This is a genomic window from Paraburkholderia sp. J69-1 (assembly GCF_905220255.1).
Classification (GTDB): Bacteria; Pseudomonadota; Gammaproteobacteria; order Burkholderiales; family Burkholderiaceae; genus Paraburkholderia.
On the sequence record NZ_CAJMZG010000014.1, the window covers coordinates 82,903 to 97,540 of the forward strand.

General features: G+C 64.6%; 12 protein-coding genes. 6 read left to right on the forward strand and 6 right to left on the reverse strand.

The window, feature by feature from the left end; genetic code table 11:
- Nucleotides 1–230 precede the first annotated feature (230 nt).
- The 3 genes from U5A67_RS24570 (at nt 231) to U5A67_RS24580 (ending at nt 3,959) form a co-directional block, all read left to right on the forward strand.
- A complete protein-coding gene (locus tag U5A67_RS24570; RefSeq protein WP_205980445.1) occupies nt 231–1,370 on the forward strand; it encodes a porin in 1,140 nt (379 codons plus the stop codon).
- Nucleotides 1,371–1,690: 320 nt separating this feature from the next.
- Entirely contained in the window at nt 1,691–3,244 is a 1,554-nt protein-coding gene (locus U5A67_RS24575) for a methyl-accepting chemotaxis protein (RefSeq protein ID WP_321816386.1), read from the forward strand.
- 250 nt (nt 3,245–3,494) lie between these two features.
- A complete protein-coding gene (locus tag U5A67_RS24580; protein ID WP_321816385.1) occupies nt 3,495–3,959 on the forward strand; it encodes a PRC-barrel domain-containing protein in 465 nt (154 codons plus the stop codon).
- A 34-nt stretch (nt 3,960–3,993) separates the two neighbouring features.
- On the opposite strand, the gene U5A67_RS24585 is transcribed toward U5A67_RS24580, so the two are convergent.
- Nucleotides 3,994–4,248: a DUF6723 family protein gene (locus U5A67_RS24585; protein ID WP_205980442.1), complete on the reverse strand. Its 255-nt coding sequence runs from the start codon at nt 4,246–4,248 to the stop codon at nt 3,994–3,996.
- Nucleotides 4,249–4,497: 249 nt separating this feature from the next.
- Here U5A67_RS24585 and U5A67_RS24590 point away from each other — a divergent pair, with 249 nt between their 5' ends.
- From U5A67_RS24590 to U5A67_RS24600, 3 genes are all read left to right on the forward strand, one after another.
- A complete protein-coding gene (locus tag U5A67_RS24590) occupies nt 4,498–4,758 on the forward strand; it encodes a DUF1488 domain-containing protein (protein ID WP_321816384.1) in 261 nt (86 codons plus the stop codon).
- A 191-nt stretch (nt 4,759–4,949) separates the two neighbouring features.
- Entirely contained in the window at nt 4,950–5,756 is an 807-nt protein-coding gene (locus tag U5A67_RS24595) for an alpha/beta hydrolase (protein WP_321816383.1), read from the forward strand.
- Nucleotides 5,757–5,850: 94 nt separating this feature from the next.
- Nucleotides 5,851–7,287: an MFS transporter gene (locus U5A67_RS24600; RefSeq protein ID WP_321816382.1), complete on the forward strand. Its 1,437-nt coding sequence runs from the start codon at nt 5,851–5,853 to the stop codon at nt 7,285–7,287.
- Between the two features lie 30 nt (nt 7,288–7,317).
- Here U5A67_RS24600 and U5A67_RS24605 read toward each other — a convergent pair whose 3' ends face one another.
- From U5A67_RS24605 to U5A67_RS24625, 5 genes are all read right to left on the reverse strand, one after another.
- Nucleotides 7,318–7,866 (reverse strand): glutathione peroxidase, encoded by a 549-nt coding sequence (locus U5A67_RS24605; RefSeq protein WP_321816381.1) that lies wholly within the window; start codon nt 7,864–7,866, stop codon nt 7,318–7,320.
- Nucleotides 7,867–7,922: 56 nt separating this feature from the next.
- On the reverse strand, nt 7,923–8,753 hold the full coding sequence (locus U5A67_RS24610) for a Crp/Fnr family transcriptional regulator (RefSeq protein WP_321816380.1): 831 nt from the start codon (nt 8,751–8,753) through the stop codon (nt 7,923–7,925).
- A 153-nt stretch (nt 8,754–8,906) separates the two neighbouring features.
- Nucleotides 8,907–10,532 carry an arylsulfatase gene (locus tag U5A67_RS24615; RefSeq protein ID WP_321816379.1) on the reverse strand — a complete coding sequence of 542 codons (1,626 nt, stop codon included), beginning with the start codon at nt 10,530–10,532 and terminating at the stop codon, nt 8,907–8,909.
- 74 nt (nt 10,533–10,606) lie between these two features.
- The gene (locus U5A67_RS24620) at nt 10,607–12,292 is read right to left on the reverse strand and encodes an ABC transporter permease (RefSeq protein ID WP_321816378.1); all 1,686 of its coding nucleotides are present in this window, start codon (nt 12,290–12,292) and stop codon (nt 10,607–10,609) included.
- Nucleotides 12,289–14,637, reverse strand: coding sequence for a TonB-dependent receptor (locus tag U5A67_RS24625; protein ID WP_321816377.1), 2,349 nt, complete (start codon nt 14,635–14,637; stop codon nt 12,289–12,291). Before U5A67_RS24625 ends, U5A67_RS24620 begins: the two co-directional genes overlap by 4 nt.
- Between the last annotated feature and the right edge of the window lies 1 nt (nt 14,638).

The window sequence follows — 14,638 nt, forward strand, 5'->3', positions numbered from 1 at the left end:
GATGTTGCAGAAACGCGACTCCGCGACGCCGGGCGACGCAATCCCCCACGCCATCAGGCTTGCGCGAGCGTTATGAAACATGGCTTGCCGCCAATTATTTCAATTTTTTGAATCCATTCTTCCAGATTCCGGAAGGGACCCTGCGCCAACCGGCGCGCATTTTTTCGCAGGCCCTTTTCTATACTCGCTGGCGTCTCAACCCAGCGTACCTATAGAACTGGAGTCTCACAGTGAAAAAAATTTCGATCGCCGCCGCTTGCGTGACCGCATTCGCCGCCGCCTCCTCCGCACACGCTCAAAGCTCGGTGACCCTGTACGGCCTCGTCGACGCCGGCATCGCCTATACGAACAACGTGGGCGGCAGCGGCCGCGTTGCGCTGGCGAGCGGCAACATCAGCGGCAGCCGCTTCGGCCTGAAGGGCGCAGAAGATCTCGGTGGCGGCCTGAAAGCCATCTTCACCCTTGAAAACGGCTTTAACGTCAACAACGGTACGCTGGGCCAGAACAGCCGCATGTTCGGCCGCCAGGCGTTTGTCGGTTTGAGCAGCAACGCCTTCGGTACGCTGACGATGGGCCGCCAGTACGACGACATCGTCGACTTCGTTTCGCCGCTGTCGGCCACCGCCGGCACCTTCGGCGATTCGGGCTTCGCGCATCCGTACGACAACGACAACCTCCAGCACAGCGTCCGTTTCAACAACTCGGTCAAATACACGAGCCTGAACTACGGTGGCTTCAAGTTCGGCGGCATGTACGCGTTCAGTAACAGCACCGAATTCGCAGTCAGCCGCGCGTATAGCGCTGCCGCCAGCTACACCTACGGCCCGTTGACGGCCGCCGCCGGCTATCTGCAAAGCAACGGCTCGGGCTCGAAGACGGGCACCGCGTTTACCAACACCACGGGCGCCGTCGATCAGGCCGAAGTCAAGGGCAGCCTCACGTCCGACGTGCAACGCACCGTTGCTGCAGGCGTGAACTACGCGATCGGACCCGCCGTGCTGGGCTTCGTGTATTCGCATAGCCAGTACCAGGGCACGAGCGCATTCGGCCTGAGCAATGGATCGGTTCGCTTCGACAACTACGAAGTCAACGGCATGTACAACTTCACGCCCGCCTTCAAGGCCGGCCTGTCGTATGCGTACACCGACGCTCACCTGAGCGGCGCGACCTCGTATGGCGCCGATCCGAAGTGGAGCCAGGTGAATGCGATCGCGCGTTACTCGCTGTCCAAGCGCACGGAACTCTATGCCGAAGCGATGTACCAGCACGCAACGGGTAACAAGAATGTTGCGGTGATGTACAACGCGGGCGGTTCGTCGTCGACGGGCAATCAGGTGATGGGCGCGGTGGGCATGCTCACGCGCTTCTGATCGCGCAAACAGCGATGTAGATGGGGCAGCGCAGGTTTGATTCTTCGTGCGCGCCGCTTACATGGCTTTTTATGCTTCAACGTTCTCCGGATGAAATGTGCAACATAGTAAGGATCACTATTCGATCTTTGTTTTCTGAAAGCCGATCGTGATGCTCACGCTGGTCGCACATTCGTCCTTTTTTGCCCGTCCTTGTGGACGGGCTTTTTATTTTGTGCACCGCCCCAAGGGTAAACACCCACCCATCGCATTTAATTTCCACCTCTGCCCTGCCGTTATACTTTTCATATACGGTGCATCGTTTCGCATATGGAACAACAATGAAAAGCCTGACGATCAATCTGCGGCTCGCCTTGACGGTGATGACGCTCGGGGCGCTGGTCATCGCGATGGGTGTGGTGAGCCTGTTTGGCATGGACCTGACCAATCGCGCACAGCATGACGCCTATGCGGTCCATTTCGCTTCGGCGGTGGCGCTCGGCAAATCCGGCACGGCGATGTCGCGCGCGCGCTTCGGCCTCGACTGGGCGATGGCGAATCCCGATTCGCCGCAACTCGGCCCGCAACTCGACCGCGCGCAATCGCTGCTGGCCGATTCGGACCGCTGGTGGCAACAGTTTCGCGCGCTGCCCAAGACGCCCGAGCTGCAAACGCTCACCGACGATCTCGACGCGAAACGCACTGCTGTGCGCCGCGATGCAATCGACCGTCTGATCACCGCCATCCGCGGCCACGACGCCAGCTGGATGAACGAGCAGCGCGCCGCCGAACTGATCGGCCTTTATACGGCGATGAACACCAGCCAGACCGCGCTCGAACGTTATCTGGACGAAGCGGCGCGTCAGGCCGACGCCGCTTCGGGCGCGCGCTTTCGCATGCTGGGCGTGATGTGCGGCGCGAGCATCGCGCTGGCGATGTTGATCGCGTTCCTGAGCTGGCGCGGTCTGCGTCGCGCGGTGATGGACCCGCTGCGCGCGGCGATGGCGCAATTCGATGCCATCGCCGCCGGCAATCTGACCACGCACGTGACCATCCAGCGCGCCGATGAAATGGGCGTGCTGCTCGACGGCCTCGCCGCCATGCAGACGCGTCTGCGCGAAACCATGGAACAGGTGCATGCCGGTGCGAACGCGATGGCTACTGCCACGCAACAGATCGCGAGCGGCAATATCGATCTTTCGCAGCGTACCGAAGAACAAGCTTCGTCGCTCGCGCAAACCGCCGCCGCGATGCAGGAGTTGATCAGCACGGTTCAGACCAACGCGCTCAACGCGCAGCAGGCGCGCGATCTCGCGCTGGGCGCTGCCGACGTGGCCGGGCGCGGGCGCGACGCGGTCACGCGCATGGAGCAGACCATGCACGAGATTCACGCCAGTTCGTCGAAGATGACCGACATCATCGGCACGATTGAAAGCATCGCGTTCCAGACCAATATTCTCGCGCTCAATGCGGCGGTGGAAGCCGCGCGCGCCGGCGAAGAAGGACGCGGTTTTGCTGTGGTGGCGGGCGAAGTGCGCAGCCTCGCGCAACGCGCTTCGGCGGCGGCGAAGGAAATCGGCACGCTGATCGCAGGCTCGACCGGACGCGTGGCGAGCGGCGCCGTGCTCGTGACCGAAGCAAGCGGCGCGATGGCAGAGATTCAGACCTCCACAACGCGGGTGGCCACGCTGATTCACGAAATTGCCTCGGCCTCGCGCGCACAGAGCGACGGCATCGAGCAGGTCGGTCTCGCCGTCACGCAGATGGACGAAGTCACGCAGCAGAACGCGGCGCTGGTCGAACAGAGCGCAGCCGCCGCGTCATCGCTCGCGGATCACGCACATTCGCTCAATACGCTGGTGGCCGCGTTCAAGGTGGAAGGCGCGATGGTGTGATGGCGTGATGACGTGATGCGCCAGCGTCAAACCAACGTGATTGAGTTCGGGCGCGAGCGTCACGGGAACAGGTTTGCCGGTATGAGCGAATGAGTATCGACGATCGAGTCTGAATAGAAATGATCGAGCGCGCTTAGTCGCAACGCGCGTGCCACGCATCCGGGTCACTTTGCCGGGCGCGCACGTTGCTCAAGAAGCGGTACGACGAGCAGGCGAATCCACGTCGTTCATCCCTTTTCAGGAGCTCATCATGTCCATCCCCACCACTACTGCAACGGGCGGCGCGCGCATCGTCGGCGCGAGCGGCACATCGTCCGGCGGCCCCGGACCGTTTGTCATGGCCGCCAGCACACTGGAAGGCGACCGCGTCTATAGTTCGGATAACGAAGAAGTCGGCAAGATCAAGGAAATCATGATCGACGTTCAGCAGGGCCGTATCGTCTATGCGGTGATGTCGAGCGGCGGCTTTCTCGGTATCGGCGATAAATTGCTGGCCTTGCCGTGGGTCGCGCTCGCGCTAGACGTGGAGCGCAAATGCTTCGTGCTGAATGTGACCGGCGAGCGCGTCAAGCAGGCACCGGGTTTCGACAAGGACCACTGGCCGGCGATGGCCGATATCGGCTGGGCCACCACGCTGCATGACTATTACGGCGTGCGCCCGCATTGGCAGGATGATCCCGCCGATCCGCCCGAAGCCGGCGGCGTGAAGTTGTAATGCAGCAAATACAGGGCGCGCCTCCACGGCGCGCTCACGTTTCCGGGCTCGCGATATCGAGCCGGATCAATTCCTCCGCCATTTCGCAGGCCGCGCGCCGGGCTTCGTCGCCGGTGGCAAACGGTCCGGGCACCTGGCAGCCATCGAACGGATAGATGATCCGGCCATCCGGTATGCGGCGAATCCGCAGATAGCCGATATAGCGGCCGAGCGCGTTGACCTTCTGTCCGCACACGACGTCGTAATCCTCGCGCCGGAAGTCACCGGCTGATATCGCTGATTTTTGCATTGACTGTCACTGAAGGCGGCTGCGCTGTCGCGGTTTTTGGGGAGGCTTCATGGCGGCATGCGCAATCGTCATGCCGTCGGGCGCTTCCCGGCTTTAGCGCAAGCAGTGCGCCCGGAGTGCGCGCGCTGGCGCAAAGAGGGAGGGATTCACGCACGCCGCACAATTCGTCAGGCGCATGACTTGCGGCCCCTCAGCAGACCGGGCCGCTCCGCGCCCGGCAATCCGGCAATATGCACACGGAGGAATCAGATGAGGATCGAATTTACGAACCGCCGTCACGCCGTGGCGGCTTCGCGTATCGCGTTCGAAGCCCAGGTGGACGATCGGCCCGTATGGTGCAGCGTCTCGATAGACGCGCTCAACGATCGCTTCGACAACAACGGCACGTCCTCGCACGCCCTGCTGAGCGCCTTCGAGGCAAACCGTGCCAGCATCGAGAAGGCCGCGCGCAATGCGCTGTCGAAGAACGGCGGGCAATCGGTGGAGCTTGAAACGGGCGATTTCAAGTAGCGGCCCGTGTGCCAGCGGTCCTGCTTTCAAAGGGACGCGAGCATGATTTCAGGTGATGTCCCGCCCGCAGGACCGCATCTTCATGCCGTGACAGGGTCGCCAGCCGCCCTTGTGCGCCCTGTCACGGCTCATCGGTCGATTCTCCTTATACTTGCGCAGCCCTCCACGAAAACGAACGCGCGAGATCGACCATGCGGCTGCTTTCTTATGGCTTACGCATCGCACTGGCCGCCTGGCTGGTGGCGGCATTGGTGCTGTTTTTCATGCAGGACAAGTTGTTATTGCCTTCAACGCCCGAAGCGCCCGATCTGCGCGCGACCACGCATGCGGGCGACGCTATCGACGTCTGGCACGCGCAAGGCCAGTACGCGGGCTACGTCGTCACGCCCGCCGATCGCGCGCCGCGTGGCACCTTCATCGTCTATCACGGCAACGAGGAATCCGCCGAAACCAAGCTGCCGCTCGCCGATATTTTCGTGCGCGCCGGTTATCGCGCGGTGATCGTCGAATATCCGGGGCACGGCAACCGGCCGGGCGCACGCACGATGGAAGCGGCGCTCGCGGCTTCGCGCGAAGCCTTCGCGACGTCCATCGCACAATGGGGCGGCCCGGTCTATCTCGTGGGCGAATCGCTGGGCGCGGGCATGGCTTCGCAGGTCGTCACGGGCAACGAGTCGCAGATCGCGGGCGTCGTGCTCATTACGCCGTGGGATTCGCTCGCCGATGTCGCGGCCGAAAAGTATCCGATCTTTCCGGTGCGCTGGATGCTGCACGACGGCTTCGATTCGGTTTCCGCCGTGGCGCGCTACAAGGGTCCGCTCGTGATCGTCGGGGCGCGCGAAGATACGCTGATCCCGGTTGCGCACGCGCAGCGCTTTGCCAACGCACACGGCGATGCGCGTCTGCTGATGCTGCCCACCGCCGATCACGACGACTGGTTCGGCGCGATGACCGCGCAGGAATGGCAGCAGGTGCTGGGGTGGTTGCAGGCGGCATGAAGCTGCATGGGCGCGCGCTCGCGCGTCTATATCGACTAACATGCGCAGATTGCCTGCCGTTATTTCGCTCCAACCCCGTACCGGATCACCCAGCATGGACGCCACGTCCCCTCTCGCCGCCCGGCGGCGCTTTGCCATTGCCTTGCTCGTCGCGGGCGTGTTCTTCATGGAAAACCTCGACGCCACCGTGATCGGCACGTCGCTGCCCGCCATGGCGCGCGATTTCGGTACGGCGCCTGCGTATCTGTCGGTGGGGGTATCGGCGTACCTTGTCGCGCTCACGGTCTTCATTCCCGTGAGCGGTTGGGCCGCAGACCGCTTTGGCGCACGCCGCGTATTCAGCCTTGCGATCGCCGTGTTCACCTTTGCTTCGCTGCTGTGCGCGCTCAGCCAGGGGCTGCTGGGTTTCACGGCCGCGCGCGTGCTGCAGGGCATCGGCGGGTCGATGATGGTGCCGGTCGGGCGGCTCGTGGTGATGCGCGAAACGCCCAAGGAAGGCATCGTGCGCGCCATCGCCATCCTCACCTGGCCCGCGCTGGTCGCGCCGATTCTCGGCCCGCCCGTGGGCGGCTGGATCAGCACGCACTGGAGCTGGCACTGGATTTTCCTGCTGAATCTGCCGCTAGGCGCGATTGCCTTCGTGGCGGCGCGTATGCTGGTGCGCAACGGAACGTTGCAGACACAACGATTCGATACCACCGGCTTCGTGCTCAGCGCTCTGGGCTTCGGCCTCTTCATGGCGGGCATCGAGGCCGTCAGTCGCGACGATGTGCCGCTTGCCGTCTCCATCGGCGTGTTGATTGGCGGCGTCGCGCTGCTGGCGCTGAGCGTCGTGCATCTGCGGCGCGCGTCGCATCCGCTGTTCGGCCTCGGGCCGCTGTCGATCCGCACGTTCCGCGTGACGGCGCTAGGCGGATCGCTGTTTCGCACCGCCATCGGCACCGCGCCGTTTCTGCTGCCGCTGATGTTCCAGATTGGCTTCGGCTATAGCGCCGTGCAGGCGGGCGCGCTGCTGCTGTGGCTGTTCGCGGGCAATCTCGCCATGAAGCCGGGCACGACACGCATCATGCATCGCTTCGGTTTTCGCACGGTGCTGCTGGTGAACGGTCTGCTGGTCGCGGCGGGCTTCGCGGCCTGCACGCAACTGGTTGCGGATACACCCTACTGGCTCGTCTGCGCGCTGCTGTTTTTCACCGGCATGACGCGCTCGATGCAGTTCACCGCGCTCAATACGATCGGTTTCGCCGATGTGCCGCAAGCGCAGATGCGCGACGCCACCACGCTCTTTTCGGTGATGCAGCAGATGAATGCGGGGATGGGGATTGCGGTCGGCGCGCTGATGCTGTCGATTGCCGAGCAATGGCACGGCGCCGCTGCCGGGCGGGCGACGGCGGCCGATTTCCATCTGGCGTTCTGGATGATCGCCGCCGTGGCGCTGCTGGCGACGATCGATAGCGCGCTGCTGCCCGCGAACGCAGGCAGCCGTGTGCTGGTCACGCAGAAGCCGGAGAAGTCCGAACGGGCTGCGTGACTCGCTGCGCTTGATGCAAGCGATGCAAGATCAAGCCGCCTTCGCCAGCTCCGCCTCGATCGCGGCAACCAGCTTCGGATCGTCAGCGGGCGTATCCGGCGAGAAGCGCGCGACCACTTCGCCGCTACGGCTCACGAGGAATTTTTCGAAGTTCCACAGCACGTCCGGCGCGGCGTTCGGCTGGATGCCAAAGCCTTCGAGGCGCGCGCGGAACGCACCGTCGCCGGCCGCTTGCGGCTGCGCGCTCGTAAGCGACCGATAAAGCGGATGCTGGTCGTCGCCCACCACCGAAATCTTCGAGAACAGCGGAAACTTCACGCCGAACGTGCCCGTGCAGAACGCCTGGATTTCGGCGTCGGTGCCCGGTTCCTGGCCCTTGAAGTTGTTGGCGGGAAACGCCAGCACTTCCAGACCTTCGGCGCGCTTGCCTTCGTAAAGCGCTTCCAGCCCTTCGTATTGCGGCGTGAGCCCGCACTTCGAGGCCACGTTCACCACAAGCAGCACCTTGCCCGCGTACGGGCGCAGCGTGGTTTGCGCGCCGTCGATGGCGTTCACGGGAATGTCGTAAATCGTGCTCATGTCTGTGTCCTTTGTCGGTTTGTGTCGGTTTGTGTGTGAGGGCTCCGCCGCCGCGACTATTCGCAGGCCTCGCGCACCATCAGCAAGGCCGCGCTGTCGACGATCGTGATCTGCCCATAGCGGATCTCGATCCAGCCGCGATCGGCGAACGAACGCAATTCCTTGTTGATGCTCTGCCGCGACACGCCCAGCAGCGCCGCCAGATCGTCCTGCGATAGTTTCAGGCCGATCTCGACGCCCGCCTCCACGGCATTGCCGTAGCGATCCGCGAGACTAAGCAGACGCTCGGCCACCCGCCCGCTGAAATCGGCCAGCCGCGAAAAGCGGAAGCGGTTATTCAGTTCGCGATTGCGCGAGCAGATCAGCTCGAAAAAGCCGCGCATCAACGCGGGCTGGTGCTCGAATAGATCGAGCATCGACTCGCGCGGGATATGGTACAGCCGCACCGTCCCGCGCGCATAAAGGTCACACAGCGAGCCCTTGCGGTCCAGCGCCGGAATGATGTTGATGACCGAATCCGGCTGGATATATTCGCCGATCACGCGCGCGCCCGACGCGCTCACCCAGCTCGCCTCCAGCGCGCCCGCCAGCACGATGAGGATTTCCTTGCAATCGGCCTGATACGGCACCACCCGTTCGCCGTGCAGCCAGGTCTTTTCGTAACCCGCATCGACGAGCGTGGCCGCCGCGCCCGCCGACCAGTTCTGCAGGCTCGGGCTGGCGAGAAACGCGTTGATGACGCGCTGGCGCGTCACCGGGTCGAGCGCGCGCCGGAACAGCGCCTCGTGCGTCGCAAGCGACGCGGGCGGGACAGCCGTGGAATGCGCGAGTCCCGCGCGCCGTTCGGGCGCGGCGAAGCGCTCCGCTATGCGGGCTAAGGCGGCCATGATGGGTTCTCCGGGGATGAGATGGGCAAACCATTTGAGCATCCGATCCCCACCGGCCCAAACCATGATTTTTTGCTATCCATATCAAGGACGCAGCGCTAAGGCCGCGTCCGTTTTGCGCTTTGTCGCTTTGTCGCTTTGTCGCTTTGCTTGTTACGCCGGCGCGAACTCGAAAGCCTGCACGCCGTTTTCCTCGACGTAGGTTTCCCAATGCGCGAGCAGCGTGTGCAGGCGCTGCGGTTCGGCATCGGCCAGATCCTGGGTTTCGCCGGGGTCGCGCGCCAGATCGTAAAGCTGCCAGACGCCCGGCCCGGCCGGCGCCGGAATGAACACGGCCTTCCAGTCGCCCTGACGCACCGCGCGACGTCCGAACAGTTCCCAGCCGGTCACATGCGTGGCGTCGTGCACGGCATCGGCTTCGTTACGCAGATACGGCAGCAGCGAACGGCCCTTCACAGCGGCGATGTCGCGCCCGCGCCAGTGCGTGCCCGGATGCTCGACACCCGCGAGTTCGAGCACGGTCGGCACCACGTCCATGACGGTGGCGAACGCGTCGCCCACGCCGCGCCGCGCCAGCGCCGCGTGATGCGCAAACGCCACCACGCGGATGCCGCCTTCGGTTGTGAACGCCTTGTAGAGCCGCGAAGGCGCCGTGCCCGCCTGCGCCCAGCGCGGGCCGTACCAGACGTAGGAGTTGCCGCGCCCGACGTTCTCCAGACTGTTGTCGTAGTAATCGCGGATAAACCGTTGCAGGTCCGGGCCGAAGATCGGCAGGGCTTCGAGCAGCGCGCCTTCCGCGCCGTTGTCGGAGAGGAACAGCACGAAGGTGTTGTCGAATTCGCCGGTCTGCTTGAGATGCTCGATCACGCGGCCCACGTTCCAGTCGAGCCGTTCGACCATCGCCGCGTAGACCTCCATGGTGCGCGCGGAGAATGCGCGTGCTTCCGGCGTCAGCGCGTCCCAATCGGGCGTGGGCGCGACGACGGGGTGAGCGGCCACTTCGGCGTCGAGCAGGCCGAGCGCTTTTTGCCGCGCCAGACGTTCGGCGCGCAGCACATCGGGGCCCGCGTCATAGCGGCCGCGGTAGTGCTCGACGATTTCGGCGGGCGCCTGCAAGGGCCAATGCGGCGCGGAAAACGGCAGATAGGCGAAAAACGGCCGGTCGTCGGCCTGCTGTCGATGCTCGCCCAGGTACTGGATCAGCTTGTCGGCGAAGGTGTCGGAGGAGTAAAAATCGTCGGGCAGATGGTCCGCGTACAGGCCGTCTTCCACGTAAAGCCCGCGCGTGGAACGCAACAGGCGCGGCTGCTCGTCGTCTTCGCCCACCGGTTCGAAACCGTAGTGATTCGCCGCTCCCGGCAGCAGCGCGAACGAGCGCTCGAAGCCACGCGCGGACGGCGCACGGTCGAGCGTCAGGCCGAGGTGCCATTTGCCCGCCATCGCCGTGAAATAGCCCGCGTCGTGCAGCAGTTCGGGCAGCGCGGCCACGCGGTCGTTCAGATAGCCTTCGTAGCCCGGTTTATCGGCGAGATGCGGCGGGCGCGCCTCCGCCATCGTGCCGATGCCCGCGACGTGGTGATCGGTGCCGCTCAGCAGCATCGCGCGCGTGGGCGAGCAGGCCGAGGCGGTGTGGAAATCGGTGAAGCGCACGCCCGCGTGGGCGAGCGCGTCGAGGTTGGGCGTGGCGATCTCGCCGCCGAATGCGCCGAGGTCGGAAAAGCCCAGATCGTCGGCGACGATCACGAGAAAGTTGGGCCGCTTGCGGGAAGGCTGGGACATGGTGTGAGATTCCGATGAGGTGGTGTGCAATCGCTTGATCGTTCAGTCGCGTGATCGCCGATTCAGATGAGCGCTTAATGCCGGGTGCGCCAGCGCGTGGCCGACGCTTCGAGGCGGCTGCCGAGCCAGCCGAACAACGCGCCCAGCGCGCCGATCGTCACCGCTGCGGCGAGCAGACGGTCCGTGCGAAAGAGTTGCTGCGCGTCCATCATGAACGTGCCCAGACCCACGCCGGATGGCATCAGATACTCCGCGCCAATCGCGCCCAGCCACGCATAAACGAGCGCGAGACGCAGCCCCGCGAACACGCCCGGCAGGATCGCCGGCACGATCAGCCAGCGCAGACGCTGCCAGGCGTTCAGGCGCAGCGTGAGCGCGACTTCGACGAGCGCGGGCGGCAGACCTTCGACGGCACGGCTGGTCGCCAGCACCACGGGGAAGAACGCTGCGAGCGCAACGAAGATCACCTTGGCGAGATCGCCCAGACCGGCCCAGGCCGTGAGCAGCGGAATCCACGCGAAGATCGCGACCTGACGCAAGGCGGTGAGCGTCGGGCCGAAGGCGCGGCGCACCCATGGCACCGCGCCCAGGGCGATGCCGAGCGTCAGGCCCGCGACAGCGCCTGCGAGGAGACCTTCGCCTGCACGCGCGAGCGTTTGGGCGAGCGCGACGGGCAAGGCGCCGCTGCGCAGATCGTCGAGCGCGCCATGCAGGACCGCACGCGGCGCGGGCAGCAGGTTCGCGTCGACCCAATGCAGATGCGCGGCCACGGCCCAGAGCGCGAGAATCGCCGCCGGCAACACGGCGCCGCGCGCGTAACGTTGCCCGCCACGCGCGGACGTCGCGACGCGCGCGCCCGGCGCTTCATGCGGCCAGCGCACGAGCCAGCGGTCGATACACTGCACGCCCTGATCGATCGCGAAACCCGTCAGCCCGATCGTGACGATGCAGACGAACACCACATCGAGTTGAAACATCTGGCGGCCGTACACCATCAGATAGCCCATGCCTTCCGACGACGCCAGCAGTTCCACCGCGATCAGCGTGAGCCAACCCTGCGCGAGCGCCTGGCGCACGCCCGTGAGAAAAGCGGGCAAAGCGGCGGGCACCACCAGCAGACGCACGCGCTGCCACGCGCCCAGGCGCAGCACGCCCGCCACTTCGCGCAAGCGCCACGACATGCCGCGCACGCCGGTTTGCGTGTGGATCGCCACGGGAATCGCCACGGCCTTGAAAATGAGCACGATCTTCAGCGCCTCGCCGATGCCCAGCATCACCATCAGCAACGGCAGCAACGCGAGCGGCGGCACCTGCGCAATCGCATAGAACAGCGGTGCGATGGTTTCTTCCGCGATCACGCTCGCGCCCATCAACGCGCCGAGCAGCGCACCGCCAAGCGTGCCGAGCACGAAACCGATCGCGAGCCGCTCCAGGCTGATCAGCAGATTCGATACGAGACCGTCGTGCAGCAGGTCGCGCGCCGTTTCCCAGACCCGTTCGGGCGCGGGCAGAATCTGCGCCGACATCCAGCCTGCCTGCGCAGCCTTCCACCAGAGCAGATAGACGAACACCGGCAACGCCCACGGCAGCAGCGCGGACCAGGAGATCGCCCGGCCGCCCGCGCGCGCGGTGCGGGCGGTGCGGGCGGCTTCATCAACCGCATCGTCGAGAATCGTCGAATTCGCCGTGTTGAGCATATCGGCCTCGCAGCAAGGAAAAATCGGGTCGGTCGGGTCGGTCGGGTCGGTCGGGTCGGTCAATACGTGAAGCGCAGCGTCGCGCCGACCATGCGCGGGTCGCCCGCCATCGCCGTATAGGTGTTCTGCACGCTCGCGAACGACGCCAGGTAGTAATGCCGGTTGAACAGGTTGTGCGCCCAGATCGAGAAATCCCACTTGTGCGCGCCGCTATTGAGGCGCCAGCCCGTCGCGAGATTGAAGATGCCGTAGCCCGGCAGACGGCCGTAGCGCGAATCGTCGAGCGTGCCGTACTGGTTCGAACGCAGCGACCACACGCCGGTGATGTACTGGTCAATGTCGTGGCCGATCGGGAATTCGTATTGCGCGCTCAGATTGGCGATCCAGCGCGGCGCGCCCGAAACCGGCTTGCCCGTGAGATTGCAGGTGGTCGCGCCAGTGGCGATGGTGGTTTCCGCCGCGCACGGGCCGTTGGTGTAGGAGCTATAGGTGGCGTTCACGTAGGACGCGTTCAGGCCGAGCGTCAAACCGCGCAAGGGCCGCGCGCGCAGGTCGAGTTCCGCGCCGCGCGAGCGCACATTCGCGCCGTTGGCCAGCACCTGGGTCACGAGTCCGCTGGACGGCACCGTCACGTAAGTGGTGGCCTGATAGCCGTTGATCTGCGTCCAGAACAGATTCGCGTTGAGCACGAGCCGGTGATCGAGCCATTCGCTCTTGATGCCCAGTTCCGCATCGTTGGCGCGCTCCGGGCCGAACAGCAGCGAGTTCGCGCCCAGCGTGGGCGCGGAGCCCACCGCCATGTTGATGCCGCCGGACTTCTCGCCGTGCGACAGCGTCGCGTAGGCGAGCACGTCGGACGTCAGCTTGTAGCTGAAATTGAGCATCATCGACGGGCTGATGCCGTGCTGCCCCAGTTGCCCCGATTGATATGCGCCCACCGCCGCATTGCGCAGCGCCAGCAGGGAGCCGCTAAGTTCCGCGCCGCCCGTCGGGGCGAGACGGTTCACGTAACCGGTCTTGTCTTCGTAGGTGCCGCGCACGCCAGCCGTGAGGTCGGCGCGCGTGTTGATATGCCACGTCGCCTGGCCGAACAGCGCGGCGCTATTCGTTTCGACCGAAGCCGGCGAAACAGCGGTCACGCCGTTGAGGATGCCGCGATTCACGCCGTACTGGAACAGATCCGCATCGGGGCCGAACGCGGTGAAGGTATTCGTGTTGGTTTGCTCGTAGAAGTAATACGCGCCCACCACCCAGTCGATCGGGCCGCCCGTGGGGGAAGCCAGTCGCACTTCCTGCGAAATCTGGTGATCGTCCACGCGCACGCCCGCATTGCTGATGGCGGGCACGGGCAGGCCGTCGCTGTCGTTGGTCGGCGAGAAGTCCCAGAAGCGCGCCGCCGTGATCGACGTGAGCGAATAGCCGGACGGCAGCCTGTAATTCACTTCCGTCGATACGCCGCCCTGATGGACGTTCATGTGCGGCGTGGTATCGGTATTGACCTGAAACTGCGAGGGATTCGCCACGGGCGTCACGCCCAGCAGCGCCGCGCGCGACGAATACGTGCTGCCTGTAGGTACGCCGTAGAGCAGCAGCGCGCCGGTGTTCGAATTCTGCGTGTTGTAATCGGCGATAAAACGCACGCTCAAATCATTGTTAGGCTTCCAAAGTAACTGGCCGCGCACGCCGTAGTTGGACACGCCATTCAACTGACTGCCGTTGTACAGATTCGTCACGCTGCCGTCGCTGTGCGTATGCTCCAGATCGAGCGTGCCTGCCAGCGTTTCCGAAATCGGCCCGGACAGATGCGCCTTGGTCTGCGCGTAGCCGTCGTTGCCGACCGATTGCTCCAGATAGCCTTCGGTATGGAACTGCGGCGGACGCGTCGAGATATTGAGCACGCCCGCCGTGCTGTTCTTGCCGAACAACGTACCTTGCGGCCCGCGCAGTAGATCGACCTGCTGGATATCGAGCAGATCGAACACAGCCATGCCGGGGCGGCCCAGATACACGTTGTCGAGATACACGCCAACGCTCGGCTCCAGATTATCGCTGGCCGGATTATTGCCGATGCCGCGAATCGAAATGCTCGACTGGCGCGGATTGATAAACGCCACATTCAGGCTCGGCAAAGTCTGCTGCAAATCCTGAATGCGATAGAGACGTTGACGCTCCAGCTCCTGCCCGCTGACCGTCGAAATAGGCGCAGGCACTTTCTGCGCGCTCTCCGCACGACGGCGCGCCGTGACCGTGAACTCCTTCAGTTGCACGGGGTTTTCGCTTTTTGTCTGCGGGGCGTCGGTTTTCTGGGTCTGCGCGGCGCTGGCATCGTCCTGTGCCCACGCCGTCGTGGAGGCGAATATCGCTGCGGCAATGACCGTCAGCCGGAAAAACGTCGGGTGGTCCTTCATG